This is a genomic window from Azospirillum sp. CT11-132, from assembly GCF_047302835.1.
Classification (GTDB): Bacteria; Pseudomonadota; Alphaproteobacteria; order Azospirillales; family Azospirillaceae; genus Azospirillum.
This window is the reverse complement of sequence record NZ_JBGLZA010000003.1, coordinates 897,856-924,678: the sequence shown is the minus strand read 5'-3', so window position 1 is coordinate 924,678 and position 26,823 is coordinate 897,856. Positions and strand designations below refer to the sequence as shown.

At 67.5% G+C, this 26,823-nt stretch carries 27 protein-coding genes and 1 riboswitch; of the genes, 20 read left to right on the top strand and 7 right to left on the bottom strand.

Annotated elements, in window-relative coordinates; all coding sequences use genetic code 11:
- Positions 1–29: 29 nt before the first annotated feature.
- On the bottom strand, positions 30–1,202 hold the full coding sequence (locus ACCD06_RS10115) for a bifunctional 2-C-methyl-D-erythritol 4-phosphate cytidylyltransferase/2-C-methyl-D-erythritol 2,4-cyclodiphosphate synthase (protein ID WP_413340421.1): 1,173 nt from the start codon (positions 1,200–1,202) through the stop codon (positions 30–32).
- 187 nt (positions 1,203–1,389) lie between these two features.
- Between ACCD06_RS10115 and ACCD06_RS10110 the strand changes: the two genes are divergently transcribed.
- The 14 genes from ACCD06_RS10110 (at position 1,390) to ACCD06_RS10045 (ending at position 15,129) form a co-directional block, all read left to right on the top strand.
- On the top strand, positions 1,390–2,220 hold the full coding sequence (locus ACCD06_RS10110) for an inner membrane protein YpjD (RefSeq protein WP_109075440.1): 831 nt from the start codon (positions 1,390–1,392) through the stop codon (positions 2,218–2,220).
- Between the two features lie 156 nt (positions 2,221–2,376).
- Entirely contained in the window at positions 2,377–3,363 is a 987-nt protein-coding gene (dusB, locus tag ACCD06_RS10105) for a tRNA dihydrouridine synthase DusB (protein WP_136705646.1), read from the top strand.
- Positions 3,363–4,577: a two-component system sensor histidine kinase NtrB gene (locus ACCD06_RS10100; protein ID WP_247882755.1), complete on the top strand. Its 1,215-nt coding sequence runs from the start codon at positions 3,363–3,365 to the stop codon at positions 4,575–4,577. Before dusB ends, ACCD06_RS10100 begins: the two co-directional genes overlap by 1 nt.
- Positions 4,577–6,022 carry a nitrogen regulation protein NR(I) gene (ntrC, locus tag ACCD06_RS10095; RefSeq protein ID WP_109151026.1) on the top strand — a complete coding sequence of 482 codons (1,446 nt, stop codon included), beginning with the start codon at positions 4,577–4,579 and terminating at the stop codon, positions 6,020–6,022. The genes ACCD06_RS10100 and ntrC overlap by 1 nt, the downstream gene beginning before the upstream one ends.
- A gap of 224 nt (positions 6,023–6,246) precedes the next feature.
- Positions 6,247–8,565 carry a sensor histidine kinase NtrY-like gene (locus ACCD06_RS10090; RefSeq protein WP_109075443.1) on the top strand — a complete coding sequence of 773 codons (2,319 nt, stop codon included), beginning with the start codon at positions 6,247–6,249 and terminating at the stop codon, positions 8,563–8,565.
- Positions 8,555–9,955 (top strand): sigma-54-dependent transcriptional regulator, encoded by a 1,401-nt coding sequence (locus tag ACCD06_RS10085; protein ID WP_109151025.1) that lies wholly within the window; start codon positions 8,555–8,557, stop codon positions 9,953–9,955. The genes ACCD06_RS10090 and ACCD06_RS10085 overlap by 11 nt, the downstream gene beginning before the upstream one ends.
- Before the next feature lie 61 nt (positions 9,956–10,016).
- A complete protein-coding gene (locus ACCD06_RS10080) occupies positions 10,017–10,286 on the top strand; it encodes a type II toxin-antitoxin system Phd/YefM family antitoxin (protein WP_413340417.1) in 270 nt (89 codons plus the stop codon).
- A 7-nt stretch (positions 10,287–10,293) separates the two neighbouring features.
- A complete protein-coding gene (locus tag ACCD06_RS10075; RefSeq protein ID WP_413340415.1) occupies positions 10,294–10,701 on the top strand; it encodes a type II toxin-antitoxin system VapC family toxin in 408 nt (135 codons plus the stop codon).
- A gap of 40 nt (positions 10,702–10,741) precedes the next feature.
- The gene (locus ACCD06_RS10070) at positions 10,742–11,470 is read left to right on the top strand and encodes an HAD family hydrolase (RefSeq protein ID WP_136705644.1); all 729 of its coding nucleotides are present in this window, start codon (positions 10,742–10,744) and stop codon (positions 11,468–11,470) included.
- Between the two features lie 61 nt (positions 11,471–11,531).
- Positions 11,532–11,780, top strand: coding sequence for an RNA chaperone Hfq (gene hfq / locus ACCD06_RS10065; RefSeq protein WP_012974114.1), 249 nt, complete (start codon positions 11,532–11,534; stop codon positions 11,778–11,780).
- Positions 11,781–11,871: 91 nt separating this feature from the next.
- Positions 11,872–13,125 (top strand): GTPase HflX, encoded by a 1,254-nt coding sequence (gene hflX, locus ACCD06_RS10060; RefSeq protein ID WP_413340412.1) that lies wholly within the window; start codon positions 11,872–11,874, stop codon positions 13,123–13,125.
- Positions 13,126–13,289: 164 nt separating this feature from the next.
- Positions 13,290–13,598 carry a hypothetical protein gene (locus ACCD06_RS10055; protein ID WP_109075644.1) on the top strand — a complete coding sequence of 103 codons (309 nt, stop codon included), beginning with the start codon at positions 13,290–13,292 and terminating at the stop codon, positions 13,596–13,598.
- A gap of 84 nt (positions 13,599–13,682) precedes the next feature.
- Entirely contained in the window at positions 13,683–14,279 is a 597-nt protein-coding gene (locus ACCD06_RS10050; RefSeq protein WP_413340410.1) for a hypothetical protein, read from the top strand.
- Between the two features lie 37 nt (positions 14,280–14,316).
- Complete coding sequence (locus tag ACCD06_RS10045; RefSeq protein WP_413340408.1) at positions 14,317–15,129, top strand: inositol monophosphatase family protein; 813 nt, start codon at positions 14,317–14,319, stop codon at positions 15,127–15,129.
- A gap of 179 nt (positions 15,130–15,308) precedes the next feature.
- Here the strand turns inward: ACCD06_RS10045 and ACCD06_RS10040 are convergent, their stop codons facing one another.
- The 4 genes from ACCD06_RS10040 to ACCD06_RS10025 all read right to left on the bottom strand — a co-directional run bounded on the left by ACCD06_RS10040 (position 15,309) and on the right by ACCD06_RS10025 (position 18,743).
- Entirely contained in the window at positions 15,309–16,136 is an 828-nt protein-coding gene (locus tag ACCD06_RS10040; protein ID WP_109075647.1) for a universal stress protein, read from the bottom strand.
- Positions 16,137–16,258: 122 nt separating this feature from the next.
- Positions 16,259–17,200 carry an ABC transporter substrate-binding protein gene (locus ACCD06_RS10035; RefSeq protein ID WP_413340405.1) on the bottom strand — a complete coding sequence of 314 codons (942 nt, stop codon included), beginning with the start codon at positions 17,198–17,200 and terminating at the stop codon, positions 16,259–16,261.
- Positions 17,201–17,247: 47 nt separating this feature from the next.
- Complete coding sequence (locus ACCD06_RS10030; RefSeq protein ID WP_109154637.1) at positions 17,248–18,015, bottom strand: ABC transporter permease; 768 nt, start codon at positions 18,013–18,015, stop codon at positions 17,248–17,250.
- The gene (locus tag ACCD06_RS10025; protein WP_413340403.1) at positions 18,012–18,743 is read right to left on the bottom strand and encodes an ABC transporter ATP-binding protein; all 732 of its coding nucleotides are present in this window, start codon (positions 18,741–18,743) and stop codon (positions 18,012–18,014) included. The genes ACCD06_RS10030 and ACCD06_RS10025 overlap by 4 nt, the downstream gene beginning before the upstream one ends.
- A 35-nt stretch (positions 18,744–18,778) precedes the next feature.
- Positions 18,779–18,885, bottom strand: a riboswitch (TPP riboswitch).
- 147 nt (positions 18,886–19,032) lie between these two features.
- Here ACCD06_RS10025 and ACCD06_RS10020 point away from each other — a divergent pair.
- The 3 genes from ACCD06_RS10020 to ACCD06_RS10010 all read left to right on the top strand — a co-directional run bounded on the left by ACCD06_RS10020 (position 19,033) and on the right by ACCD06_RS10010 (position 21,477).
- A complete protein-coding gene (locus ACCD06_RS10020; RefSeq protein WP_413340401.1) occupies positions 19,033–20,160 on the top strand; it encodes an acetoin utilization protein AcuC in 1,128 nt (375 codons plus the stop codon).
- Positions 20,161–20,323: 163 nt separating this feature from the next.
- Positions 20,324–20,926, top strand: a complete 603-nt coding sequence (locus ACCD06_RS10015) for a hypothetical protein (protein ID WP_109075651.1) — start codon at positions 20,324–20,326, stop codon at positions 20,924–20,926.
- Entirely contained in the window at positions 20,923–21,477 is a 555-nt protein-coding gene (locus ACCD06_RS10010) for a hypothetical protein (RefSeq protein ID WP_109154633.1), read from the top strand. The genes ACCD06_RS10015 and ACCD06_RS10010 overlap by 4 nt, the downstream gene beginning before the upstream one ends.
- Positions 21,478–21,552: 75 nt before the next feature.
- Here the strand turns inward: ACCD06_RS10010 and ACCD06_RS10005 are convergent, their stop codons facing one another.
- Positions 21,553–23,217 carry a hypothetical protein gene (locus tag ACCD06_RS10005; RefSeq protein WP_413340399.1) on the bottom strand — a complete coding sequence of 555 codons (1,665 nt, stop codon included), beginning with the start codon at positions 23,215–23,217 and terminating at the stop codon, positions 21,553–21,555.
- Between the two features lie 269 nt (positions 23,218–23,486).
- On the opposite strand from ACCD06_RS10005, the gene ACCD06_RS10000 reads away from it, so the two are divergent.
- The 3 genes from ACCD06_RS10000 (at position 23,487) to ACCD06_RS09990 (ending at position 25,750) form a co-directional block, all read left to right on the top strand.
- Positions 23,487–24,281: a hypothetical protein gene (locus ACCD06_RS10000; RefSeq protein ID WP_413340397.1), complete on the top strand. Its 795-nt coding sequence runs from the start codon at positions 23,487–23,489 to the stop codon at positions 24,279–24,281.
- A gap of 206 nt (positions 24,282–24,487) precedes the next feature.
- Positions 24,488–24,916, top strand: a complete 429-nt coding sequence (locus tag ACCD06_RS09995) for a response regulator (RefSeq protein WP_413340395.1) — start codon at positions 24,488–24,490, stop codon at positions 24,914–24,916.
- 351 nt (positions 24,917–25,267) lie between these two features.
- Positions 25,268–25,750: a single-stranded DNA-binding protein gene (locus ACCD06_RS09990; protein WP_413340393.1), complete on the top strand. Its 483-nt coding sequence runs from the start codon at positions 25,268–25,270 to the stop codon at positions 25,748–25,750.
- A gap of 71 nt (positions 25,751–25,821) precedes the next feature.
- On the opposite strand, the gene ACCD06_RS09985 is transcribed toward ACCD06_RS09990, so the two are convergent.
- Positions 25,822–26,724 carry a LysR substrate-binding domain-containing protein gene (locus tag ACCD06_RS09985; RefSeq protein WP_413340391.1) on the bottom strand — a complete coding sequence of 301 codons (903 nt, stop codon included), beginning with the start codon at positions 26,722–26,724 and terminating at the stop codon, positions 25,822–25,824.
- Positions 26,725–26,823: the final 99 nt, after the last annotated feature.

Sequence of the window (26,823 nt, the reverse complement as noted above, 5' to 3'; positions counted from 1 at the left end):
TCTCCCGGTTCTGGGCGTTGAATTGGATGTTAACCGGGGAGCCGGATGGTCGCCACTGCCTGGGCGGCGATGCCCTCGCGCCGGCCGGTGAAGCCCAATTGCTCGGTGGTGGTCGCCTTGACGCTGACCCGGCCGACCTCGATGCCCAGGATTTGGGCAATGCGCTCGGCCATCGCGGCGCGGTGGGGGCCGACCTTCGGCCGCTCGCAGATGATGGTGACGTCGGCATGGGCGATGACGCCGCCGCGCTCCGCCACCAGATCGGCGGCGTGGCGCAGGAACTTGGCGCTGTCGGCACCGCGCCAGCGCGGATCGGTCGGCGGGAAGTGGCTGCCGATATCGCCGGCGGCCAGCGCGCCGAGAATCGCGTCGGTCAGGGCATGCAGGCCGACATCGGCGTCGGAATGGCCTTCCAGTCCGTGGTCGTGCGGCACGCGCAGGCCGCAAAGCGTCACGAAATCGCCGTCGGTGAAGCGATGAACGTCGAACCCGCTGCCGGTCCGCACATCCCACAGGCTGCTCATGATCGCGCGGGTGGCGCGGGTCAGGTCGTCGGGGGTGGTCACCTTGAAATTGTCCTCCTTGGACGGCACCAGAGCCACGGCCAGACCGGCACGCTCCGCCACCGCGGCATCGTCGGTCAGCGACAGGCCGGCGGCGGCGCGGTGGGCCTCCAGAATGGCGGGGAAGCGGAAGCCCTGCGGAGTCTGCGCCCGCCACAGCCCTTCGCGGTCCACCGTACCGGCGATGGCGCCGGAACTGCCACGCTTGAGGGTGTCGGCGACCTGCACCGCGGCGATGGCGCCGGGCGTGCTGTCGAGCGCCGCGATCACCGCGCAGATGGTGGCCCCGTCGATCAGCGGCCGGGCGGCATCGTGGATCAGCACGAGGTCGGGGGCGCCATCGGCGGCCAGCGCCTCCAACCCATTGCGCACCGAGTCCTGACGGCTGGCGCCGCCGGCCACCGGATCGGGCAGGCCAAGGCCTGCAACGGCGGCGTCATAAGCCTCGCGCCAGGTGGGGTCGATGACCACGCGCACGCCGGTGACCTGGGGGTGGCTGAGAAAGGCCTCCACCGTCCGGCGCAACACCGGCTTGCCGGCGAGGTCGAGATACTGCTTCGGCCGTTCGGCGCCGAACCGCTGGCCGGATCCGCCGGCGACGATCAGGGCGATGCAGGTGGGCGCGATGCAGGTGGGCATGAGGCAAACCGTAAGATATGATAGCTACTTGACGGAAACGTCGCGGAGCCTAGCCTGTCGCCGTGGTTCCGCCAAGTGCCGAGCCTTGCCGCCTGTAAGCTCCGGACAATGTCCAGGGGCGGGTGGCATGATATGGCGGCACGTCATGGCAGCATGACGGCGGAAGGACGGGAGTGCATTCGGGTCCATGTCGCAGAACATTTTCTTGAGCCTGACGGCCCTGGTGGCCCTGTTGCCTGCCGCCTTCTATCCTTACCGGCGCATCGCGGGGCAGGGGGTGGAGGGGCGCGGCTGGTCCTTCTGGGGTGCCTTGCTGCTCGCCGCCGCCGGGCCGGGCATGTGGGCGATCCTGCAGGTCGCCGGCCAGTGGCAGACCGGCTTTTCCACCGCGCTGTGGGTCACGACCGCCGCCTGCATGGCTCTGTTCATCGGGCTCAGCCTGCTCCATGACACGGCGTGGAGGCTGGCGCCGCTGCTGCTGCCCTATCTGCTGGCCGTCTGCCTGCTGGCGACGCTGACCGAGGATGCGCCCGCCCCGGTCCTGCGCGGCAATGCGCCGGGCGTGTGGATCGACCTGCACATTGCGGTGTCGGTCTTCACCTATGCCCTGCTGACGCTGAGTGCCGTGTCGTCCTTCGCCGCGGTGATCCAGACCCGGGCGCTGAAGACCAAGCGGCCGACTCCGCTCAGCCGCTTCCTGCCCCCGGTGGCGGAGAGCGAGCGGCTGCAACTGCGTCTGCTGATCGCGTCGGAGGTGATCCTCGGCGCGGGTCTCGCCACCGGCATGGCGGTGCTCTATTTCGAGCAGGGTCTGCTGTTCCGCACCGATCACAAGACCCTGCTGTCGCTGGCCACCTTCGTGGTCATCGGCATCCTGCTGCTGGCCGAATACCGGACCGGCGTGCGCGGGCGGACGGCGGCGCGGACCATGCTGATCGTCTATCTGCTGGCGACCCTTGCCTATCCCGGCGTCAAGTTCGTGTCGAACGTGCTGATCGGGCAATGGGCCTGGAGTTGAGGGCCCACCCGGTGCAAGCCTGTGTAAGAGCATCGGTTTCACCCCAGGCTTGAGCGCGGCCAAGGGGCTTCGCGCTTGCACACATCCGCAGCAGCGTGATAAGTTGCCCAAAATGGTGGCACTTTGTTGATTTGCCCATCAATCGGGCAGGTGAGAATGACCATACAAATCGGACCCATCACGCTCGCCGGACCGGTGATCCTGGCGCCCATGTCGGGTGTCTCCGACCTGCCGTTCCGCCGTCTGGTGAAGCGCGCGGGCTGCGGCCTCGTCGTGTCGGAGATGATCGCCAGCCAGGCGATGATCCGCGAGAACCGCCAGACCCTGCGCATGGTGGAGACGGAGCCGGAAGAGTTTCCGATGGCGGTCCAACTCGCCGGCTGCGAGCCTGAGGTGATGGCGGAAGCGGCGAAGCTGAACCAGGATCGCGGCGCCGCCGTCGTCGACATCAATTTCGGCTGTCCGGTGAAGAAGGTGGTCAACGGCCATGCCGGCTCCTCCCTGATGCGGGACGAGGCGTTGGCCGGCCGCATCCTGGAGGCGGTGGTGAAGGCCGTCAGCATCCCGGTGACGCTGAAGATGCGGCTGGGCTGGGACGAGACCAACCGGAATGCCCCGAACCTCGCCCGCATCGCCGAGCAGTGCGGGATCAGGATGGTGACGGTCCATGGCCGCACCCGCATGCAGTTCTACACCGGCACCGCCGACTGGACCTATGTCCGCCATGTGAAGGAGGCGGTGAAGATCCCCATCGTGGTCAACGGCGACATCACCAGCTTCGAGGCGGTGGACCGCGCCCTTGCCGAATCCGGCGCCGACGGTGTGATGATCGGGCGCGGCAGCTATGGCCGGCCCTGGTTTCCGTCGCAGGTCATGCATTACCTGCGCACCGGCGAAAGGCTGCCCGATCCGCCGCTGCACGAGCAGATGGACACGCTGCTGGAGCATTTCGACAGCATGCTGAGCCACTACGGCACCGACGGCGGCATCAAGGTCGCCCGCAAGCATGTCTCCTGGTATTCGACCGGCCTGCGCGATTCCAACGAGTTCCGCCAGGAGGTCAACCGGCTGGGCGATCCCGCCGCCGTGCGCGATCGCATCCGTGCCTTCTACGAACCGGCAATCGAAAGGATGGCCGCCTGATGGACCCCGTTCCGATGACCACCCCGGGCCAGCGTGGCCGCAGCCGGCCGGGCGCGGCGCGGGCGCCCCGGCTGGAGTCCCTGGTGGTGCTGAACAGCCTGCCCGATCCGGTGCTGGTGGTGGACGGCAACGGCGACATCCGCTTCGTCAATCTGGAGGGGCAGGAATTCTTCGACCTGTCCGCCAACGCGATGGAAGGGATGCCGCTGCCGGACCTGCTGCCGCCGGACAGCCCGGTGATGGGCCTGATCGAGCAGGTGCGCCGGGGCAGCCGCCGGGTGTCGCAGGACGGGGTCATCATCGACACGCCGCGCATCGGCCCGCACCATGTCACGGTGCAGGTGGCGACCATGGGCGACCCGCCCGACCATGTGGTTCTGACCATCCATGAGCGGTCGCTGGCCCGCAAGATCGACCATTCGCTGACTCATCGCCATGCCGCGCGCTCCGTCACCGCCATGGCGGCGATGCTGGCGCATGAGGTGAAGAACCCGCTGTCGGGCATCCGCGGCGCCGCCCAGTTGCTGGAGGAGAATGCCAGCGACGAGGACCGGGTGCTGACCCGCCTGATCTGCGACGAGGCGGATCGTATCGTGGCGCTGGTCAACCGGATGGAGGTGTTCTCCGACGAACGGCCGCTGGAGCGCGCCGCGGTGAACATCCACACGGTGCTGGAACATGTGCGCAAGGTCGCCCAGAGCGGATTTGCCCGAAAAATACGCTTTGTCGAGCGTTACGACCCGTCACTGCCTTCTGTTTACGGCAATCGCGACCAACTTGTGCAGGTTTTCCTGAATCTGGTGAAAAATGCGGCAGAGGCTGCACCGGAATCAGGCGGCGAGATCACCCTGACCACCTCCTATCAGCATGGCGTGCGCATGGCGCTGCCGGGCGGCGATGTGCGCCGGCATCTGCCCTTGCTGGTGACGGTGCAGGATAATGGCGACGGCATTCCGGAAGACCTGCAGTCCAACCTGTTCGACCCCTTCGTGACCAGCAAAGTGAACGGCACTGGCCTTGGTCTTGCATTGGTGGCGAAACTCATAGGCGATCATGGCGGAACCATCGAGTTCGACAGCCAGCCTCGCCGGACCGTCTTCAAGGTGTCGCTGCCGATGTACGATGATTCGAAAAACGACGATCCGAAACTTTCCGGGGAGTCGAGGATTTCTGACGCTGGCTTGCAGTCCAAGGGCGGCCGGGGGAGTCGTTGATGAGCGCGGCGACCATTCTCATCGCGGATGACGATCGCGCCATCCGCACCGTCCTGACGCAGGCCCTTGCCCGGCTGGGGCACGAGGTGCGCACCACCGGCAATGCCGCCACGCTGTGGCGCTGGGTGGCGGACGGGCAGGGTGATCTGGTCATCACCGACGTGGTGATGCCGGACGAAAACGGCCTGGATCTGATCCCGCGAATCAAGAAGCTGCGGCCCGAACTGCGCGTCATCGTCATGAGCGCGCAGAACACGCTGATCACCGCGGTGAAGGCGGCGGAGCGCGGGGCCTTCGAATATCTGCCCAAGCCCTTCGATCTGAAGGAGCTGGTGTCGGTCGTCGAACGGGCGCTGAACACCAACACCCCGCCGGCCGCCATGCCCGGCGGCGACCTGGAGGGCGAGGAACAGCTGCCGCTGATCGGCCGCTCGCCCGCCATGCAGGAAATCTACCGGGTGCTGGCCCGCCTGATGGGCACGGACCTGACGGTGATGATCACCGGCGAGTCCGGTACCGGCAAGGAACTGGTCGCCCGCGCGCTGCATGATTACGGCAAGCGGCGCAACGGCGCCTTCGTCGCCATCAACATGGCCGCCATCCCGCGCGAGCTGATCGAGTCCGAGCTGTTCGGCCACGAAAAGGGCGCCTTCACCGGCGCGACCAACCGGTCGACCGGCCGCTTCGAACAGGCGCAGGGCGGCACCCTGTTCCTGGACGAGATCGGGGACATGCCGCTGGAGGCGCAGACCCGCCTGCTGCGCGTGCTGCAGGAGGGCGAATACACCACGGTCGGCGGACGCACCGCGATCAAGACCGACGTGCGCATCATCGCGGCGACCCACCGCGACCTTCGCACATTGATCCGCCAGGGGCTGTTCCGCGAGGATCTGTTCTACCGCCTGTGCGTGGTGCCGATCCGCCTGCCGCCGCTGCGCGAGCGGACGGAGGACATTCCGCTGCTGGTCCGCCACTTCCTGAATCTCGGCATCAGCCAGGGGCTTCCAGCCAAGAGCATCGATCAGGCGGCAATGGACCGGCTGAAGCGCTACCGCTGGCCCGGCAACGTCCGCGAGCTGGAGAATCTGGTCCGCCGTCTGGCCGCGCTCTATTCGCAGGAGGTCATCGGACTGGACGTGGTGGAGGCGGAGCTTGCCGACGCCACCCCGGCCGCCCAGCCGGTGGAGGAGCCGCAGAGCGAGGGCCTGTCCTCCGCGGTCGAACGCCACCTGAAGGACTATTTCGCCGCCCACAAGGACGGCATGCCGTCCAACGGCCTGTATGACCGCGTGCTGCGCGAGATCGAACGGCCGCTGATTTCCCTCAGCCTGTCGGCGACCCGCGGCAACCAGATCAAGGCGGCCCAACTGCTGGGTCTGAACCGCAACACGCTGCGCAAGAAGATCCGCGACCTGGACATCCAGGTGATGCGCGGCATCAAATAGGCTGCCGCCGACTGGCCGATTGACGTCCTGCCGCCGCCGCAACCGACCCGTGCCAAAATTGTGACACAACGTCGGTGCGGACGGTGGTGGACCGAAGGTCAGCAACCGACCTGCGGCTCCTGCGCCGGCTGGCGTAAGCGGTCCTGTCCGAAAGGCAGATCCATTGCGGCTTGGCAGGGCCGCAACAGAGGTGTATCTTTCCGGCAACAGATTAGCGCCGGACGATGCCACCCAATTCCGACACCGCAGCAGCCGGCCAAAGGCCGGTCTGGCAGAAGATTCTCCACTGGTCCCGGCGGGTAGGCCTGGGCAAGCGGATGGCTTTTGCCCTGTCGCTGGCAGCCCTGGCCGCCGGCTTCGCCACCTATGCGGCGATGACGGAAAGCGCGCCGTTCGGGCAGGCCAACCCGCGCACCGTCACGCTTCTGCTGACCCTCGACCTTGCCATCCTGCTGACGCTGGGCGTGCTGATCGCGCGGCGGATCGTCGCCATCCTGATCGGGCGGCGGCGCGGGCTGGCGGGATCGCGGCTGCACACCCGGCTGGTTCTGGTGTTCAGCGTGCTGGCGGTGGCGCCGGCCATCATCATGACGGTCTTCTCCACCCTGTTCTTCTATGTCGGGGTGCAGAGCTGGTTCAGCGACCGCGTGCGCACGGCGGTCAACGAATCCCTGGTGGTCGCCAGCGCCTATCTGCACGAGCACCAGCAGAACATCCGCGCCGATGCCCTGGCGATGGCCAACGACCTGTCGCAGGAGGCGCGGCTTTCCAGCGATCCCGAGCGGTTCGAGCAGGTCGTCGCCACCCAGGCGATGCTGCGCGCCCTGTCGGAAGCCATCGTCTTCAACGGCACCACCGGCGCCATCGTCGCGCGGGCCGGATATACCTTCACCCTCGAATTCGAACCGATCCCGGAGGACAAGATCCAGCAGGCCCGCAATGGCGAGGTCGCGCTGATCGTCAAGGAATCCGACGACCGCGTCCGCGCCCTGGTCAGCCTGGACCGCGTATCCGACACCTTCCTCTATGTCGGCCGCATGGTGGAGCCGCGGGTGCTCCAGCACATGGCCTCGGCCGAGGGGGCGGTGAAGGAATACACGGCGCTGGAGAACCAGCGCGGCAGCCTGCAGATCACCTTCACCCTGATCTTCCTGGTGGTGGCGATGCTGCTGCTGCTGGCGGCGGTGTGGGCCGGGCTGAACTTCGCCACCCGGCTGGTCCGCCCGATCAGCGCGCTGATCGGCGCCGCCGAGCGGGTGCGCGCCGGCGACCTGACCGTCCGCGTCTCCGAGCCGCCGGGCGAGGACGAGTTCGTGCTGCTGTCGCGCGCCTTCAATCGCATGACCACCGAGATCGAGGGGCAGCGGCGGGAGTTGCTGTCGACCAACCGGCTGCTGGACGAGCGGCGGCGCTTCACCGAAACGGTGCTGTCCGGCGTGTCGGCCGGCGTGCTGGGCGTCGACGCCGACGGCGTCATCAACCTGCCGAACCTGTCCGCTGCCCGCCTGCTGGGCGAGGAGGATCCGGAACGTCTGGTCGGCATGTCGCTGATCGAACTGCTGCCGGACATCGGCGACCTGCTGGAGAATGCGCCGAAGAAGCCCGGCCGCGTCGTGCAGGACCAGATCCAGATCCGCCGTCCGGGCAAGCCGACGCTGACCCTGCTGGTCCGCATCGCGGCCGAGGTGCGCGCCGGCGAAGTGCGCGGCTATGTCGTCACCTTCGACGACATCACCGAGTTGGTTTCGGCGCAGCGCAAGGCGGCCTGGGCCGACGTGGCGCGCCGCATCGCGCACGAGATCAAGAATCCGCTGACGCCGATCCAGCTGTCGGCCGAACGGCTGCGCCGCAAATACCTGAAGGAGATCTCCAGCGATACGGAGGTCTTCACCATGTGCACCGACACCATCGTCCGGCAGGTCGACGACATCCGCCGCATGGTGGACGAGTTCTCCGCCTTCGCGCGGATGCCGCAGCCGGTGATGAAGCCGGTCAACATCAACGATCTGGTGCGGCAGGCGGTGTTCCTGCAGTCGAGCGCCCATACCGGCAAAATCCGCTTCGACACCCGGCTGCCGTCCGGGCCGCTGACGGTGGCGTGCGACAGCCGGCAGATCTCCCAGGCGCTGACCAACCTGCTGCAGAACGCGGCGGACGCCATCGAGGGGCGCACCCCACCCGCCGACGGGTCGGACCTGCCGCCCGGCGAGGTGGCGATCGCGGTTGAGGACGATGGCGAGAAGGTCGTCGTCACCGTCGAGGACAACGGAAAGGGTCTGCCCGGCGGCGAACAGCGCGACCGGCTGACTGAACCCTATGTGACGACGCGGGCCAAGGGCACCGGGCTGGGGCTCGCCATCGTCAAGAAGATCATGGAGGACCATGGCGGCGTGCTGACCCTGGAGGACCGCGAAGGCGGGGCCGGGGCGCGCGTGACCCTGGTCATTCCACACCCGGTTGCGGTCGCGAACGACGCGGGCGGCCGTGACGACAGGCCGGCGGAGACCGGCGGAGAGATGAGGCACGAAGCCCATGGCGCATGACATTCTGATCGTCGACGACGAAGCCGATATCCGGATGCTGATAGCCGGCATCCTGAATGACGAAGGCATCAAGACCCGCGAGGCCGCCGACGCCGATCAGGCCTTCGCCCAGGTGGCGGCGCGCCGGCCGAGCCTCGTCGTGCTCGACATCTGGCTGCAGGGCAGCAGGCTGGACGGCCTGCAGATCCTGGAGCAGCTGATGCGGGACCACGGCAACCTGCCGGTCATCATGATCTCCGGCCACGGCAACATCGAGACCGCGGTCCAGGCGATCAAGGTCGGCGCCTACGACTTCATCGAGAAGCCGTTCAAGGCCGACCGGCTGCTGCTGATGGTCGACCGCGCCATCGAGGCGGCGCGGCTGAAGCGCGAGAACCAGGAACTGAAGCTGCGCGCCGGCGGCGACGTGGAACTGATCGGCCGCTCCTCTGCGGTCAATCAGGTGCGCCAGTCGATCGACAAGGTGGCGCCGACCGGCAGCCGCGTGCTGATCTCCGGCCCGCCCGGCGCCGGCAAGGAGGTGGTCGCGCGCCTGATCCATGCCCGCTCGCGCCGTGCCAGCGGCCCCTTCGTCGGGCTGAACTGCGCCACCATGCGGCCGGAGCGGCTGGAAATGGAGCTGTTCGGCACCGAGGCCGGCGTCGACGGTCCCGGCCGCAAGATCGGCACCTTCGAGCAGGCCCATGGCGGTACGCTGCTGCTGGACGAAGTTGCCGACATGCCGCTGGAAACCCAGGGCAAGATCGTCCGCGCCCTGCAGGAGCAGGTGTTCGAGCGCGTCGGCGGCGGCCAGCGGGTCGAGGTCGATGTGCGCGTCATCGCCACCTCCAACCGCGACCTGCAGGCGGAGATCGAGCAGGGACGTTTCCGCCAGGACCTCTTCTACCGCCTGTCGGTGGTGCCGATCCGCGTGCCGTCGCTGGCGGAGCGGCGGGAGGACATCCCGGTGCTGGCTCGTCATTTCATGCAGCGCTCCGCCGAGGCGTCGGGCCTGCCGGTCCGTGAGTTCGGCGAGGACGCGATGGCGGCGCTCCAGGCCTATGACTGGCCGGGCAATGTGCGCCAGCTGCGCAACGTGGTGGACTGGCTGCTGATCATGGCCCAGGGCGACCCGAAGGAGCCGATCCGCGCCGACACCCTGCCGCCGGAAATCGGCGCCATCACGCCGACGGTGCTGAAATGGGACAAGGGCGGCGAGATCATGGGCCTGCCGCTGCGCGAAGCCCGCGAGGTGTTCGAGCGCGAATATCTGCTGGCCCAGGTCACCCGCTTCGGCGGCAACATCTCCCGCACCGCGTCCTTCGTCGGCATGGAGCGCTCCGCCCTTCACCGCAAGCTGAAGTCGTTGGGCGTCCATGGCAGCGAAAAGGGGAAGATGTTCATCGAGTGACGGGTGGCTTGTATGGGAGCGCTAAAGTGGTCATATTGAATTGACCATTTTGGAGGTTGCCATGGGATTGCCAGTGGTGACGGTCAGCGTGACCGAGTTCAAGGCGAAATGCCTGTCGCTGTTCGACGATCTGGAGGATCACCGCGTCGCCAAGATCGTGGTGACCCGACACGGACGCCCGGTGGCTGAATTGAACCCGCCCGATCGGACGTTGTCGCCGTTGTTTGGCGCCCATTCCGGTTCCGTCCAGGTGGTCGGCGGCTATGACTTGACCCAGCCGACCTTCGACGACGACGCCTTCGACGCCGAAAGCGGAATTCTTCACCGGTGACCGCCGAATGATCCTTCTCGACACCCATGCGATCCTATGGCTTGACGCCGGGATCGAGCTTTCTGCCGATGCACGCGAGCGCATAGAGCAGGAACGGTCGGCCGGCGGGATCCTGATCTCGACCGTCTCGGCCTGGGAAATCGGCACGTTGGTGCGCAAGGGCCGAATTCGGTTGGATTTGGAGCCATCAGCCTGGATTCAGCGTTTTCTCGCCGCGGCCGGGCTGCGCTGCCTGCCTCTGTCACTCGAGGCGGCGCTGGGGGCATCGAGCTTGCCGGAGCCGCTCCATAACGATCCGGCCGACCGGATGCTGATCGCCACCGCCCGCGAACTCGGCGTTCCTCTCATGACCCGGGACAGGCTGATCCATGAGTATGCAGCCACATCGGGGACCATTCGGGTGCACTCCTGCTGATCCAGGCCCGCCCCTTCCGACTTTGACCGGAGCCATCCCATTGTCCGCCCCCATCACCCTGCCGCGCGCCGTCATCTATGACTGGGACAACACCCTGGTCAGCAACTGGGACACGGTGCGCGAGGCGCTGAACCATGCGCTGGTCTCCTTTGGCCTCGCCCCCTGGAGCGCAGAGGAGGCGCGCGAGCGGATCAAGGCGTCATTGCGCGACAGCTTCCCCCGCATCTTCGGCGAGCGCTGGACCGAAGCGCGCGACCTGTTCTACGGCTATTTCGCCGCCCACCATCTGGATGGGCTGAAGCCGCTGCCGGGTGCGGAGACGCTGCTGCGCCATTTCCACGAGCGCGGCGTCTATCAGGCCGTCGTCTCCAACAAGAACGGCAAGTTCCTGCGGGCGGAGGCCGATGCGCTGGGCTGGAGCCGCTATTTCGGCAAGCTGGTCGGCGCCCAGGATGCCGAGTTCGACAAGCCGCACATCGCCCCGGTGCGGATGGCGCTGGAACCGGCGGGGATCGCGCCGGGTTCTGATGTCTGGTTTCTCGGCGATGCCGACATCGACATGGAATGCGCCCATGGCGCCGGACTCGTTCCGGTGCTAATAGGGCTGGGCGAGGGGAGCGGCTTCGACCGTTTTCCGCCCGCCCATCGCCACACCGACTGTACGGCGCTGCACAGCGTCCTGTATGGCTTGGTGGACGGCAATGGTGATACCATATCCCTGCAAACGGCTGTCGAGACGGTACCTGCGCGCACCATACCTGCACCGTGAAACGGGGAGCGGACCACCTGAAGAAGGGGTCCCAAGAACATTGAAGAAGGGGGCATGAAAAATGTCTGAAAAAAGCCAAAACGTGCAGGACGTGTTTCTCAATCACGTCCGTAAGAACAAGACTCCCGTAACCGTCTTTCTCGTGAACGGCGTGAAACTCCAGGGCATTATTACTTGGTTCGACAACTTCTCGGTACTTCTGCGGCGCGACGCGCATTCCCAGCTCGTCTACAAGCACGCAATCTCGACGGTCATGCCGGCCCATCCTATTCAACTTTTCGAGCCGCCCAAGGAAGGTGAAAGCGTCTGATCCCTTGACCAATGGTAACGGCGCGGCCCCTGAAGGCGCCGCGCGGGCCATCGTGGTCCACCCTGTCCTCCGCATCGAGGCGGACGGGGACATGCGCCCTCCCGAATCCCGGCTCGAGGAGGCGGTCGGTCTTGCCCAGGCCATTCAGCTGGACGTCGTCCATGCCGAATGCGCCAAGGTGAACCGGCCGCAGCCTTCGACCCTGCTCGGCTCCGGCACGGTGGAGCAACTGGCCCAGGTGGTGGAGGAGACCGAGGCGACGCTCGTCATCCTCGACCATGCCCTGTCGCCGGTCCAGCAGCGCAACCTGGAACGGGCGCTGAAGGCGAAGGTCATCGACCGCACCGGCCTGATCCTGGAGATCTTCGGCGCCCGCGCCCGGACGCGGGAAGGCATGCTGCAGGTCGAGCTGGCGTCCCTGACCTACCAGAAATCCCGGCTGGTGCGGTCCTGGACCCACCTTGAACGCCAGCGCGGCGGCTTCGGCTTCCTCGGCGGCCCCGGTGAGTCGCAGCTTGAGCTTGACCGCCGCCTGATCGGTGACCGGATCATCAAGATCAAGAAGGAGCTGGAGGAGGTGCGGCGCACCCGCGGCCTGCACCGCAAGGCGCGCGCCAAGGTGCCGTACCCGGTCGTGGCGCTGGTCGGCTACACCAACGCCGGCAAATCGACGCTGTTCAACCGGTTGGCGAACGCCGACGTCTTCGCCCAGAACCTGCTGTTCGCCACGCTCGACCCCACCATGCGGCAGGTGACGCTGCCGTCGGGGCGGAAGGTGATCCTGTCGGACACGGTCGGCTTCATCTCCGACCTGCCGCACGGCCTCGTCGCCGCCTTCCGCGCCACGCTGGAGGAGGTGGACGCCGCCGACATCATCCTGCATGTCCGCGACATCGCCCACATCGACAGCGAGGCCCAGAAGGCCGACGTCCATGAGGTGCTGTCCGACATGGGCATCGACCCGGAGACGGACGACCGAGTGATCGAGGTGCTGAACAAGATCGACGCTCTGGACGAGGAAAGCCGCGCGGCGGTCCTGGCCCAGACCGGGCGCAATCCGCGCGCGGTGGCGGTCTCCGCCCTGTCCGGCGAGGGGATCGACGATCTTGATCGCCTGCTCGACCAGCGGATGAACGTCAATCGGCAGGTCGTCGACCTGTCCGTCGACCTTGGCGACGGGGCGGCGCTCGCCTGGCTCTATGCCAGGAGCGAGGTTCTGGAACGGCGCGACGACGAGGAGCATGCGCATCTGCAGGTCTCCATCGACCCCGTCGATCTCGCCCGGTTCGAGAAGCGGTTCCAGCCGGCCGAACAGCCGACCGAGCAGGTCCAGCCGCAACCTTAAGCGGCGTGAGCCTGTACTCCTGGCCGAAGGAAGGGGGTGCGACACCGGGTCTATGACCTGTTGCACCCCACTCCGGTCTTACGACGAATGCGGCGTGGTTATTTCCCCGTTGGCGCCCGATTATGGGAACGGAGCGGTGCGCTCCCCCATCAGGAGGACTGCCAATGCGGTTGCAAACCGATCCGTCGTGCTTTTCGATCACGGCTTTCCTCGCCGATCAGGTTGCTATCGTCGCCCGTCAGGAGAAGCTGCCGCCGGGTGCGGCGCTGCTGCGGTTGCAGGAGCTTTCGCGCACCCCCGAAGGCCGTGCGACCCTGATGCGACTGATCGAATCCGCCGCCCAGCGGGAGCCGAATGCCGAAGAGGCCGCGAAGATCGAAGCAATCTGCCGTGAGCTGGCTGCCTGGGGCTATGGCGGTTTCACGGGCGGAACCCGCCACGATCCTCATCACGACCACCGCGCCGCGGCCTGACGGTGATTTGACACATGCTTGAGGGATGACGGCGCGGGCGATAGCGGGCCATAATGGGCCGTTCGCCATCGCCGCGGTCCCGTCGTGCTCCGTTCCCCTTCCCGTACCGTCCTGATCGGCGCCGGCCGCCTATTCCCGGCACTGCCGCTGTTGCTGGCACTGGTCCAGCCGCTGACGGCGGAGCCGTTGCCTGCGGGAATGCCGCTGCCGCCCGGCTATGTCGAGGAGCCGGCGGTGCCACCCGAGGATCCGCTTCCCCCGCCGCCGAAGCCCTTGCCGTTGGCGCCCGACGAACCGCTGGTCGTTGCGCCGGACGCTGCGGAGCTGTTGAAGGATTGCAAGCAGCAGGCCTTCACCGACTGCTTCCGCCTGTGGCAACCGCCGCCTCCTCCCCCTCCGGAACCGGAGAAGGAAACCGCGGGCACCCCACCGCCACCTCCACCGCCCGACCCCAAAGCGCCGCGTGAGCCGGCACAGGGCGGCCCGGTGCCGCCCCCACCGCCCGATCCCGCCAAGGAAGCCGCAGCCGCCGCCGCCGACCGCGCCACCTTCGATGCGCTGTCGAAGGCGCTGAAGGACAGCGGGCTGGACGGCAGGGTTCTGCTGACCGACCCGAAGGGCGGCGATCCCACGTTGAAACTGGACAGCGTGCCCGGCAAAACGCCGGCGGCGAGGCGCTGAACCGCCATCACCTCAAGCCATCAGGAACCTTCCGACCATGACGGGTTTCCCGCTTCCCGACATCGATCAGGTTTCCGACCTGATCCGCTCCGTCGCACGGACGGAGATCATGCCGTATTTCCAAAAGCTGGACGCATCAGGCATCCGGCAGAAGACCGGCCCGACCGACCTCGTCACGCTGGCGGACGAGGCGGCGGAGCGGGCCTTGACCCCGGCGCTGTCCACCCTGGTGCCGGGCAGTCGCGTCATCGGCGAAGAGGCCGCGTCAGAGGACGAGCGTGTGCTCGACCGCATCCATGGCGACGATCCGGTGTGGATCATCGATCCGGTTGACGGCACCATCAATTTCGCCCAAGGCCGGCCGATGTTCGCGGTGATCGTGGCGCTTGCATGGAAGGGCGAAACGGTCGCCGGCTGGATCCACGATCCGGTCGATGGCCGGATGGCGACGGCGGTAAAGGGGCAGGGCACCCGGCTGAACGGCAGCCGCGTCCATGTCGCGCCGGCCGTGCCGTTGCCGCAGATGGTCGGCGCGCTGTCCACGCGGTTCTGTGCCGAGGAGATGGGGCGGCAGTTGGAGGAGCGCAGCGCCGGGCTGGGCGAGCGCGCCTGCCTGTCGAGCGCCGCGCAGGAATATCTGCGGCTGCTGGAGGGGCGGGCGCATTACTCGCTCTATCACCGGCTGATGCCGTGGGATCATGCGGCCGGCGTGCTGATGCATGCGGAGGCCGGCGGCTATTCGGCGCTGATCGACGGCACGCCCTATCGGCCAGGGCTGCTCAAAGGGAGCATCCTGCTGGCGCCCGACCGCGACAGCTGGCAGGCGCTGCACGGGCAGCTTTTTGGGTGAGTTGATTGGGTAGGGAGGTGCTGATTGCCCCCTCCCTAACCTTCCCCCGCTTTGCGGGAGAGGGAACTCCGCCTATCCTTTGCAGAGCGTTAGGCTGACAAGCATTCAATCCCCTCTCCCTCGAAGAGGGGGAGGGATAGGGAGGGGGCATCCGCTGCAACCATCCTCCCCGCAACACCTCAATGCGTCAGCAGTGCCGGCAGGGTCAGCCCATCCAGCACCGTGCGGGTCGCGCCACCCAGCACCAGTTCGCGCAGACGGGAATGGCCATAGGCGCCCATCACCAGCAGGTCGGCGCCCTGGTCGCCGCAGCAGGACAGGATCATGTCGCCGACCTCGCCACCCGACGCGATGACCGACTGCGGGCGGGCGGCGATGCCGTGGCGGTGCAGCCAGTCAACCAGATCGGCGGCATCGTTGCTGTGCTGGCCCGGCGGCTCGACCGACAGGACGGTGACGGAATCCGCCGCTTCCAGGAAAGGCATAGCGGCGCGGACGGCGCGGGCCGATTCCGGGCTGTTCTTCCAGGCGACCAGCACATGGCGGCCGATCGGGGCCGCGGCGGGCTGCTTCGGCGGCAGAACCAGCACCGGGGTGGGGGTCTCCAGCGGCAGGCGGTCGGGAATGTGGTGCAGCGACACCCGTTCGCCGGCCCGCACCGCGGCCGACTGCGCCACCACGACCAGATCGGCGTAGGACGCCCGCTCCGCCAGCAGTTCGACGTGATCGCCCTCTTCGATCGTCCAGTCGAAGGACAGGCCGTCGAGCGCCTGACGCACCTCCCGCTCGATGCGTTCGGCATTCTCGTGGGCGATGGCGGTGGCCTCCGCCATGTAGCCATAGGAGGCGGCGCGGCCGGTGGCGCCCGCCGGCATCGACACCGGGGTGGCGATGTAGAGAGCCTGGATATGGGCGGAGAAGCGCTTGGCCAGGGCAGCGGCCACCGCCAGACGGCTGGCGTAGGCGTCGTCGTTGGCCATGTGCAGCAGGATGGTCTTGATCGGCATGCCCTCGCGTCTCCCAATCTTATGCTTTGGCCCGCCATCGGCTCGACAGTCGGCCGGCGGAACGCTTTCCTGTCAGATAACGCTCCGCCGGGGCGAATGGCAATGTCTGCAAGCGGACGGTGCTACTTCACCACCACGGCATAGTGGTCGAGCGGCGCCACCGCCTTGATCAAGCCGCGCGCCTTCAGGAACTCGGCGAAGCGGGTGTAGCGCTCGGCATCCAGCGCCGCCGGGCTGTGGGAGAAGCGCGGCAGGGTGTCGGCCCAGGCGCGGCGGTTCAGCTCGTCGTTCAGCTCCGGCCGGCCCTTGACGAAGGCGGCCTGCGACTCCTCCGGATGGTTCAGAATGTAGAGCGTCGCCCGTTCCACCGCCGCCAGGAAGCGCTTGAAGCGCGGGTCGTTCGCCTTGTCCTTGTGGGCGACCAGGACCAGCTCGTCATAGGGAGGGACACCCTCCTCCTCCGGGTAGAAGGCACGGCCGGGATGCTTCTCGATCTCCATCTGGTTCAGTTCGAAGTTGCGGAAGGCGCCGATCACCGCATCGACCTGTCCCGACAGCAGCGACGGCGAGAGCGAGAAGTTGACGTTCACCAGCTCGACGTCCTTCAGGCTCAGTCCCTGCTTCTCCAGCATGGCGCCGAGCAGGGCGTCCTCGAAGCCGGCGATGGAATAGCCGACCTTGCGGCCCTTCAGGTCCTTCAGCGTCTTCACCGGCCCGTCGCGCAGCACGACGACGGAGTTCAGCGGCGTCGACACCAGCGTGCCGATGCGGACCAGCGGCAGCCCCTCGTCCACCTGCAGGATCAGCTGCGGCTGGTAGGAGACGGCGATGTCGGTGCCGCCGGCGGCGACCAGCTTCGGCGGATCGTTGGGGTCGGCCGGGGCGGTCAGCGTCACGTCCAGCCCGGCATCCTTGAAGAAGCCCTTCTCCTGCGCCACCACCAGCGGGGCATGGTCGGGATTGACGAACCAGTCCAGCATCACGGACAGCTTGTCCTGGGCCAGGGCCGGAAGCGAGGTCATCAGGCTGGCGGCCATCAGGCCGGCGCCAATTAGGTGTTTCATCGGCAGGTGCTTCATCGGGTGTCTCTCCCCCTTCGAGGGTTGGCGGCTTAAGGGTTGGCGTCTTCGGCAGGTTGGGTATCGGGTTGCCAGGGCAGCGCGCGGCGGGCCAGCGCATCGACGGCGGCGTACAGCGTCACCGCGAACAGCCCCAGCACCAGCACGGCGGCGAACAGAAGGTCGATCTGCATGCGGGCGTTGGCGTGCAGCATCAGGTAGCCGAGGCCGGAGGACGACCCCACCCATTCGCCGATCACCGCGCCGATCGGCGCCACCGCGGCGGCGACACGCACGCCGGACCAGAAGGCGGGCAGGGCGGCCGGCAGGCGGATGCTCCACAGGATGGCGGCGGGGGAGGCTCCCATGGTGCGGGCAAGGTCGAGCCAGCCGGGATCGGTGCGCCGCAACCCGTCGAACAGCGCGGTCGTCACCGGGAAATAGATGACCAGCACCGCCATGGCGATTTTGGAGGCCATGCCGTAGCCCAGCCACAGGACCAGCAGCGGCGCCAGGGCGAAGACCGGAATCGCCTGACTGACCAGCAGCAGCGGCATCAGCCAGCGCCGCGCGGTGCGGAAGCGCGCCAGCAGAAGGGCACTGACACCGCCCAGCGCCACGCCGGCCACCAGCCCGATCAGGATCTCCGACAGGGTGGTCAGGCCGTGGGTCAGCAACAGGGGCGCCTGCCTCTGCATCGCGTCGGCCACCGCCAGTGGGCTGGGCAGCAGGTAACGCGGCAGGCCGGTGGCCCAGACCAGCGCCTGCCAGCCGGCGACCAGCACCAGCAGGGTGACCAGGGCGCGCAGCAGCGCCTTCATTCCGCCAGCCTCCGCAGCAGCTCGGCCTGATGGGCCAGCAGGCCGGGATCGTCGACACGGCGCGGCACCGGGCCCGACGGCTCCAGCGCCGGCCCCATCACGGCGGGACGGCCGGTCATCACATGCAGGCGGTCGCCGATGCGCAGCGCCTCCAGCGGGTCGTGGGTGACCATCAGGACGGTGCGGCCGGCCAATGTCTCCGCCGCCGTCTCCTGCAGCCGCAGCCGGGTGATGGCGTCAAGCGCGGAGAAGGGCTCGTCCATCAGGACCAGCGGCTTGTCTTCCATCAGCGTGCGGGCCAGCGCCACCCGCTGCCGTTGCCCGCCGGACAAGGCGGCGGGGCGGTCGCGTTCCCGCCCCGCCAGACCGACGCGGTCCAGCAATGCGCGGGCCTGCTCCACCCGCGCCGGGCCGGGCCGGCGATGGCGCAGCCGGTCGCCGAGCAGGACATTGTCGAGGACGGTCAGCCAGGGCAGCAGAAGGTCCTGCTGCGCCATGTAGGCGATGCGGCCGGCCAGCGGCTGCCCGTCGCCGGTGACGACCTCCGTTGGCGGTTCCGGTTCGGCGAGACCGGCAAGAATGCGCAGCAGGGTGGTCTTGCCGACGCCGCTCGGTCCCAGCAGGCAGGTGGTCCGGCCGGCCGGCAGCTCCAGCGTCAGGTCGGAGAACAGCAGCGTGCCGCCATAGGTCAGCCGGGCGCGCGAGATCGTCACCGAAAGCGGCGTCATCGCAAGCATGTCGTTCTGGCGGAAAAGGAGTGGGTGCGGTCCCGCATCACTGATCCCTACGCCGGCATGAACCGGATCAGGTTCCAGGGGTCGTCCCGCAACAGGACCTCTCAGCCGCCCATCGGCTCCCCCCAGTGAAGGCGGCGACTATAGGCGCGGACGATCCGCGACCGCAAGCATTGCCGGATCGGAGTTCCGGCCCGTGGAAGCCGGTAGGTGGATGCCGTCCAGTGGAAGCGGGCGCTTGACCGGAGCGTGGCCGCGCCTAGTTTCTGGCGGGCATCATGGAGTGCCAGCCCTGACCACGCCCTTTCGCACCCCGCTGTTCATCGGCGGCGAGATCTATCGCGGCTCGACCTATGGGCCGAAACATCCGCTGGCGATCCCGCGCGTCTCGACCGCCATCGACCTCAGCCGCGCCATGGGCTGGCTGCCGGACGAGGTCTATCTCGACACCCATGTGGCGAGCGAACGGGAACTGGCGCGCTTCCACACCGCCGATTACATCGCGGCGCTGAAACGGGCGGAAGCCGAACAGCGGGTGGATGAAGCCACTGCCGCCCGCCACAATCTCGGCAAGCTGGAGAATCCGATCTTCGCCGAGATGTACCGGCGGCCGGCCCACAGCAGTGGATCGGCCTTGCAGGCGGCCCGGATCCTGGGCGACCGGCCGGCCGGTCTGGTTTATGCGCCGGCGGCAGGGACCCACCATGCGCGGCGCGATCGGGCAAGCGGCTTCTGCTATTTCAACGCGCCGGTGCTTGGAATCCTGGAACTGCTGGACCATGGGCTGGAGCGGGTGCTCTACGTCGATCTGGACGCCCACCATGGCGATGGGGTGGAGGAGGCCTTCGTCGACGACGATCGGGTTCTGACGATCTCCATCCACGAGGATGGTCGCTGGCCCTACACCGGCAAGGCGGAGGATCGCGCCGGCGGCATGGCCCGCAACCTGCCGGTGCCGCCGGGCTTCAACGACAGCGAGATGGAGCATGTGATGGAGGCGGCGGTGCTGCCGCTGGCCCGTGCCCTCCGTCCGCAGGCGATGGTGATCCAGACCGGCGCCGACGCGCTGGCCGAAGACCCGCTGAGCCGGCTGGAGCTGTCCAACCGCGCGCTGTGGGATGCGGTGGCGGCCCTGCTGCCGCTGGCGCCGCGGGTGCTGGTGGTGGGCGGCGGCGGCTATAACCCCTGGTCGGTCGGGCGCTGCTGGGCAGGGATCTGGGCGGTGATGAACGGCATCGACCCCGCGATCAAGCCGACGGCGGAGGCGGAGGCGGTGTTGCGCGCCCTGACCTGGAGCCGCGCCGCCGGCCGCAATCCGCCGGAACACTGGTTCACCACGCTGGGCGACGAACGCCGGCCGGGCCCGGTGCGCGACGCGGTGAAACGGGTGGCGGAGATGGCGCTGTCCTGAACCGCAGCAAATCGTTTCATTTGGGTCGAATTTCGAACCAAGCCGTGACGATTCGTTGACGGACCTGGATTGTTCGGTGATCCTCATTCCACTGCGCCGGTGCAGCTTCCGCGTCGGATGATCCGGCCTTGGGCCGGGCTTTGGTAGGAGAACGGGCGGGCGGATGTCGAACACGACCCTGTTCCTGATCGCCATCGTCATCATCATGCTGGCCGCCGTCCCGGTCGCCATGATGCTGAAGGATTTCCTGCCGAACATCATGGAAAAGAGCAGCGGTCTGGAGCAGATCGAGAACCGCGTCTATGTGCTGCATGCGGAATCGCAGGAGCTTCAGAACCGGGTCAACCAGCTGGTTCAGCGCCGCAACAGCCAGTCCTCCGACCGCAACCGGCTGGAAAGCGACATCCGCAAGGCGGAAAAGCAGATCCGCGAGTTGGCCGAGCAGCCGCCGATGTTCGTGCATGAGGTCGGTGACCCGCAGGCCGGCCTGATGAAGTTCGTCGCCACCGTCACTCAGGAGAAGGCTTCGGCCGCCGCAAGGGCCGCCGGCGACCGCGGGCCCGTGAACCCGATCTGGCGCTGCGCCAACGTGGCGGAGGTCTGGGCCTCCAGTTTCGACGAGGCGAAGCAGATGTGCGACGTCGCCTTCCCCTTCAAGCTGGGGTTCCAGAAGACCTTCATGCGGGGGGACGCGAGGACCGGCGGCAAGGGGGGCGTGCCGGTGCCGCCCGCCACCGCTCGCGCCAAGGCCGGTGCCGCGACATGATGATCAACTTCATTATCGTCCTGGCGATCGTCGCGATCGGCGCCTGGCTCGGCAATGTGCTGATGACCGTGGAACAGCGGGTGTCGCAGGCGCGCCAGCGCGTGCGCGGCGTGCGCAACAGGCTGGACAAGCTGGACGCCACCATACACCGCCTGCACCGCGAGGAGGAAAACCTCCATGCCGAGATCGAGGAGCTGACGCGGGACATCGTGGAACTGCGCAAGAAGCAGGTCGAGGTCCAGCAGCGACTGACCGAAGCGCAGCAGAAGCGCCGCCCGCAGATCCTGGTGCTGACCGACCGGCGCAATCCCGGCGACAAGGAATGGCTGGTGACCGTGGTGAACCAGCAGATCGGCGAGATCGACGCCACCCACCCGCTGGCGGTTGAATGGGCACGCGGGCGCAATTATCTGGTGTGGGCGGAATCAGACCGCGAGGCGGCCGAACGCGCCAACCGCCGGTTCAGCGCACGTCCCGGCTATCAGGTGCGGTCGGTGGCACCGGTCAAGGAAGACCTCTACAGCCCCAGTGCCGCCCGCAGCGCGGCGTAGAGACGGAAAAGCCCTTCTCCCAGGGTAGGAGAAGGGCTTCCGGAAACAAGAACAAGCTGACCTGTCGGTCCAGCCTCAGCGCGCCTTGGCGGTGGCCGGGGTCTGGCGGAAGGCGTCGTGCAGGTAGGGCGACAGCGCCTGACGCATGTTGCGCAGCCATTCGTGGATGATGATCAGCGAGCGGGAGGCGACCGGCGGGGTCATGCCCAGCTTCACCAGATCCTCGCGGGTCATCGTCGCAACCTGATCCAGCCGGTGGCCGGTCAGGCGCGCCCAGGCCGGAGCGGTGCAAGGCTGCATGGAGATGACCTGCAGGCCCTCGCGCTCCACCATCTCGGCCTTGCGGCGGGCGTACTGGCTGTCCTCAAGCTGCGAGAAGGGGCCGGAGAAGCCGTTTTCGACGAGGACGCGCTTGGCCTTCGGGGCGATGGTCGCCACCCGCTCCAGCGTCGTCATGCCGGTGGAGAGCGAGGCGAGGTCGACGGTCACCGGAACCATGAAGGTCAGCCGTTCGCCGTCGCCGACGTAATAGTCGAAGCCCGACACCTCGGCCCAGTTGAAGAACCACTGCGAGATGTTGCCGCCGAAGTCGTACAGACGGCCGCCGCGCTGCAGTTCCGGACCGATCAGATCCCAGAACTCGTAGAAGCCGTCGCCCGACCCCATCATGTTCATGAAGTCCTGGGTGATGCGGCGATGTTCGACCACGTCCGGGCCGAACAGGCGGGCGAGACGCTCGTTCACCTCGTACTCGACGACCTTCAGCTGCAGGCCTTCCAGCATGGCGGTCGCCATCAGGTGATGGGACAGCAGCGTCTTGCCGACGCCGCCGCGGTCATTGAGGACGAAGATCGTGCCCAGCATGCGATCGCCTTTCCAGTATGCGTTCGTTGATTCGTCTTGGGTCGTCGTGGGAGGCACAGGCGGAGACGCCGGCGAACCGGTGTCCCGCGCAGCCGCCGCGGGGGTCTGGTTGGTGGCCGGCTGTGGTTCCGGCTTGGAGATCTTGGAGTCGGAAGAGGCGTCTTGCGTCGCGCTGTCGTCGGCGCTGCCTTCCTCCGCCGGCCCATCCTCGGCAATCGGGATCGCCGGGGCGAGCAGGTCCTCCGGTGCGGGGGAGGCGGGTTCGGTCTCGTCCGCCTGCGGTGCAGATGCGGCGACGTCGGGCTCTGATCCAGCCAGCTCAGGCTCTTCCATTACCGGTTCATCCACCGCCACGGTATCCGCGACGGCGTCCTGAACCGCTTCCTCTGCAGCCTCCGCCACAGGTTCCGGTTCGGAAGCCGACACCGGCGCCTCGTCCACAGCTTCCGCATCGGAGTCGGCTGCTTCGTCCTCCTCCGCGTCGTTCAAACCGGCGGACAGCGCGGCTTCGTGGACGGCAGCCAGCGTCTCCGCCGGCATAACGGAGGCGCCGGCATGGTCGTCGGCAGCCTCGCCGCGCCCCTCGTTCCCGACAAGGAAGAAGGCGGAGCGCAGGGTGACGGGCGAAATCGGCTGGTTGTCGCGGGCGGTCACGCCCAGCTTCGCCAGCAGATCGGAGATCTCGGCCCAGGACAGGCCGCGTTCACGCATCAGCCCGATGTCGGCGTAGCTCTCGCGCACCGCCTGCATGGCGCTGCGGTTGCCTGCCGGGCGATCGGCAAGGAGCCGTTCAAGTTCCGAGCGGTCGATCGACACCGTATGGGATTCCGGCAAGATGAAATGGCGGCGGGGAAGCGCCTGGATGTTGGATCGCAAGGATTCCATTCCCCTGGGGCCGAAAAAATAGTACAAGCGGCCATCACGCGCAAACGGTTTCCAAACGACATCAACGGCGCTAAACATCGTTGCCCGATCAGGGGCGGGCCGTGACTGGTGCAACTTCGCCGACGTTCCGGCAGTTCGCGCCATCATGTCGGCTTTTGGAACCGGCCGTCGGTTGCGCGGGTTGCCATACGGGGGCACTGCCGCATCATGCCGGCCGGGCGCCTTCATCGGGCTGGGATTGGAACCGGGGTAAGGCCACGATGCCTCACGATTTTGGTTCATCACGGGACCGGCGATCCGCGCCCCTCCTGGGAGCGGGTATCGGCTTCCACGAGTTGCGGCAGGCGTGCGAAATCTCCGCCCTGCGCGAGGATTTGGAGCGGCTGGCGTATGAGGCCGGCGCCCTGCGCGACGGCGTGGAAAACGCGGTCGAGATCGTGCGCGACCGCTTCGCCGCGCTGAGCGCGGAGGAAATGGCCGACCCCATGGTTTTGGCCCCGCTGCTGCAGTTGGCGGTCACCACCCTGTTGGATATTCGCGAGCAGGCGCGGCAGCTCAACACCCAGACCGGACCGCTGGCGGACGACGAACGCCCGTCCTGGCTGGGCGCCGCCGATGCGCCGCGCCTGCGACAGCCGGCTGCAACGGTTTGGGACGATCATGCCGACCACCGATCGGACAGCGACGACGGGGGGATGGACGTGGATCCGGCCCCGGTTCCGCTCGATGCACAGCCGCCGCGTCCGACCAGCCCGCCGGCTCGCGCGGGGCAGCAGGCGCTGGCCGCACCGCGCCCGCCGGAGCCTCTTTCGCCCGCACCGGTCCCGGAGCCCTTCCTGACTGCACCGGCGGGCGCCCGACCGCGAGCAAAGCCCGAGGTCCCTGTGGCAGAGGAGGCCAAGCCAGAGGCGCCTGTGTCAGAGCGACACGCCTCCTGGCTGGCTGGTGAACCGGCGCCGCCGCCGCCGCCTTCGCGCGCCGCGACGGTGCGTGCAAGCGGCGGAGGGCAGCGCACCCCGGGCGGTATCGACTGGCTCGGACCGGCAGGGCGTTGACCCTTTTCCGATGGCTGGAGACTTATTGGCCGGGTCGCGACTCGGGTCGATGACTCTCGTGCACATCGGTGCGCAAAAGGTCAGGATCTGAACGATAGAGCTTGCAAATTCGGGTTGGTTCTAGTACAAACGGCCTATCGGTAAAGAAAAATTTACCAAAATTCTCCGCTTATTCCGCAACACTGGGAACGCCCGAGGTCGGTCACATGCTCAGGATCGACTCCATCGCCAAGCAGAATATGTCCCAGCGCGTCCGTTCGCCCGGGCAGCCGCTTCGCGTGCTGGTGCTTGAACATGACGACGCCGTTTCCGACGCATTGTCCATCCTGGTGGCGGACCTGGGCCACACCGTCTGCGGCGTCGCGCGGACGGAGGTCGAGGCGGCGGCACTGGCCGGACGTGAGCGGCCGGATCTGGCGTTGACCGATGTGCGATTCGGCGGCGGGGACGGCATCGCCACGGCGCGGAGGCTGAACCTGGACCATGGCCTGCGGTCCATCTTCCTGTCGGGGAACAGCGACCACGGCACCATGGCCCGCATCACCGAGACCTATCCGCTCGGCGTCGTGCACAAGCCGTTTTCCCATGCCCAATTGAAGATCGCCCTGGATCTGGCCGCCCGCCGCCTTCGCTGAACCCGGCTTTCCTTGAATGCCGACTTCGGTGGTCCCGCTTGGGCCAGCAGGAATCCTGCGCTTTGGCGAAGGAATTGGTTTTCCGGCGCCCACTGCTCTGCTATATTTGTTCTTGGAGTGTTCTGGTGCGGAGCGGCTGGGCGAGTGCGTCGGTCCGGGCATCGCCGGGGCATGTCCGACGGCGGTTGACCGGCGTCGGTCCCTCGTGCTTCGTTGCGCGGGACCGGGGGGATGGTCGCCATTGAACAGCCGGCCCTGCGAATGGGAACCCTCGGCATCTGGATGCCTCCGCCGGGCATCCTGACGGGTCGGCATGGATGCTGGGACACTCGCGCTTAGGAGCAACGAGCGATGAATGTTTGGACGTTTACGGGACGCCTGGGCGCGGACGGCGAATTGCGCACGACCCAGAGCGGCGAGAAGGTGCTGGGCTTCCGCGTCGCCAACGACGTCGGCTTCGGCGAGCGCAAGACGACCCAGTGGGTCGATTGCTCGATCTGGGGCCGCCGCGCCGAGTCGCTCGCTCCGCACCTGACCAAGGGCAAGAGCGTCGTCGTGTCGGGCGAGGTGACCCTGCGCGAGTATGAGAAGCGCGACGGCACCCGCGGCGCCGGCCTGTCGGTCCGCGTAGCCGAGATCGACTTCACCGGCGGTGCCCGTGAAGAGGGCGGCGGCGGCAGCTTCGGCGGCGGTGGCGGCGGCTACGAATCGCGTGGCGGCGGCAGCGGTGGCGGCAGCGGCTATGGTGGTGGCGGCGGCAACTACGGCGGCGGTCGCAGCGGCGGCGGTGCTCCGCCCCGTCACGAGGATCTCGACGACGAAATCCCGTTCTGAGGCGCCACGCCACAGCGGTAGGATCCATCGGCCGGATGCCTGTCATCCGGCCGATTTCTTTTTCGGGCCGATCAATCCGCGAGCATCGCCCGCAGTCGCGGCGCCATGTGGTCCAGGAAGGCGCGGACGCGACGCGGCGCACGGTCGCGGCCGGTGTAGACGGCGTGGATCTCCTCGGTGTCGACCAGCGCGTCGTCCAGAACTGCCACCAGCCGGCCCTCGCGCAGATCGGCGCGGACGTGATAATCGGCCAGCCGCGCCAGCCCGAGGCCGAGCAGTGCCATATGGCGCACCGTCTCACCATTGTTTGCCAGGATGCGGGTCGGCACCTCGCGGTCGATCAGACGGCCGCCGGATTTCAGCGGCCAGACCGCGGCGGCGCGGCGGAAGTTGAAGCCCAGGCAGTCATGCGTCTCAAGGTCGGCAGCGGACATCGGCACGCCCTTGCGTTCCAGATAGGCGGGCGAGGCGACGATCCGGCGCCGGACGACGCCCAGCCGCTGGGCCAGCAGTGCCGAATCGCTCAATGGTCCGGCGCGGAAGGCGACATCGACGCGGGCGGCATAGAGGTCGACCACCTCGTCGGTCATCGTCACGTCCAGCGTGATGCCGGGATGGTCGCGCAGGAATTCCGGCAGCAGCGGCAGCAGGCAATGCTGGCCGAACGGGACCGAGGCATTGGCGCGGATCAGACCGGTCGGCGCGCGGGCCCCGCCGGCGATTTCCGCGTCGAGCGCGTCCATCTCCGCCAGCAGCGCGTCCGCCCTTTCGCGGTAGAGTTCCCCTTCGGCCGTCAGCCGCAGCTTGCGGGTGGAGCGTTCGACCAGCCGCACGCCCAGCCGTTCTTCCAGCCGCCCGATCAACTTCGCCGTGGATGATGGCGTCATCCCGACATCACGGCCGGCGGCGCTGAAGCTGCCGCGGGCGGCAACCCGCAGGAACACCCGCATTTCCCAGGCGCGTGGATCGCTCATGCTGGCATCTCCGCTCTCACCTTGTCTCTGAATGACAAAATCATGGGAATGCGGTGGGCATTCCCGTTCCCGACCTTATGGCGCACATCGTCTCCCCAG

Excerpts from the sequence above, each read along its gene's own strand:
- ACCD06_RS10090 (WP_109075443.1), top strand. The coding sequence starts at position 6,247 with ATGCCACCCAATTCCGACACCGCAGCAGCCGGCCAAAGGCCGGTCTGG.
- ACCD06_RS10080 (WP_413340417.1), top strand. The coding sequence starts at position 10,017 with ATGGGATTGCCAGTGGTGACGGTCAGCGTGACCGAGTTCAAGGCGAAA.
- ACCD06_RS10015 (WP_109075651.1), top strand. The coding sequence starts at position 20,324 with ATGTCGAACACGACCCTGTTCCTGATCGCCATCGTCATCATCATGCTG.
- ACCD06_RS10010 (WP_109154633.1), top strand. The coding sequence starts at position 20,923 with ATGATGATCAACTTCATTATCGTCCTGGCGATCGTCGCGATCGGCGCC.
- ACCD06_RS10040 (WP_109075647.1), bottom strand. The coding sequence starts at position 16,136 with ATGCCGATCAAGACCATCCTGCTGCACATGGCCAACGACGACGCCTAC.
- ACCD06_RS10000 (WP_413340397.1), top strand. The coding sequence starts at position 23,487 with ATGCCTCACGATTTTGGTTCATCACGGGACCGGCGATCCGCGCCCCTC.
- dusB (WP_136705646.1), top strand. The coding sequence starts at position 2,377 with ATGACCATACAAATCGGACCCATCACGCTCGCCGGACCGGTGATCCTG.
- ACCD06_RS09985 (WP_413340391.1), bottom strand. The coding sequence starts at position 26,724 with ATGAGCGATCCACGCGCCTGGGAAATGCGGGTGTTCCTGCGGGTTGCC.
- hflX (WP_413340412.1), top strand. The coding sequence starts at position 11,872 with ATGCGCCCTCCCGAATCCCGGCTCGAGGAGGCGGTCGGTCTTGCCCAG.
- ACCD06_RS10035 (WP_413340405.1), bottom strand. The coding sequence starts at position 17,200 with ATGAAACACCTAATTGGCGCCGGCCTGATGGCCGCCAGCCTGATGACC.
- ACCD06_RS10100 (WP_247882755.1), top strand. The coding sequence starts at position 3,363 with ATGGACCCCGTTCCGATGACCACCCCGGGCCAGCGTGGCCGCAGCCGG.
- ACCD06_RS10025 (WP_413340403.1), bottom strand. The coding sequence starts at position 18,743 with ATGACGCCGCTTTCGGTGACGATCTCGCGCGCCCGGCTGACCTATGGC.
- ACCD06_RS10055 (WP_109075644.1), top strand. The coding sequence starts at position 13,290 with ATGCGGTTGCAAACCGATCCGTCGTGCTTTTCGATCACGGCTTTCCTC.
- ntrC (WP_109151026.1), top strand. The coding sequence starts at position 4,577 with ATGAGCGCGGCGACCATTCTCATCGCGGATGACGATCGCGCCATCCGC.
- ACCD06_RS09995 (WP_413340395.1), top strand. The coding sequence starts at position 24,488 with ATGCTCAGGATCGACTCCATCGCCAAGCAGAATATGTCCCAGCGCGTC.
- ACCD06_RS10110 (WP_109075440.1), top strand. The coding sequence starts at position 1,390 with ATGTCGCAGAACATTTTCTTGAGCCTGACGGCCCTGGTGGCCCTGTTG.
- ACCD06_RS10045 (WP_413340408.1), top strand. The coding sequence starts at position 14,317 with ATGACGGGTTTCCCGCTTCCCGACATCGATCAGGTTTCCGACCTGATC.
- ACCD06_RS10030 (WP_109154637.1), bottom strand. The coding sequence starts at position 18,015 with ATGAAGGCGCTGCTGCGCGCCCTGGTCACCCTGCTGGTGCTGGTCGCC.
- hfq (WP_012974114.1), top strand. The coding sequence starts at position 11,532 with ATGTCTGAAAAAAGCCAAAACGTGCAGGACGTGTTTCTCAATCACGTC.
- ACCD06_RS10115 (WP_413340421.1), bottom strand. The coding sequence starts at position 1,202 with ATGCCCACCTGCATCGCGCCCACCTGCATCGCCCTGATCGTCGCCGGC.
- ACCD06_RS10075 (WP_413340415.1), top strand. The coding sequence starts at position 10,294 with ATGATCCTTCTCGACACCCATGCGATCCTATGGCTTGACGCCGGGATC.
- ACCD06_RS10085 (WP_109151025.1), top strand. The coding sequence starts at position 8,555 with ATGGCGCATGACATTCTGATCGTCGACGACGAAGCCGATATCCGGATG.
- ACCD06_RS09990 (WP_413340393.1), top strand. The coding sequence starts at position 25,268 with ATGAATGTTTGGACGTTTACGGGACGCCTGGGCGCGGACGGCGAATTG.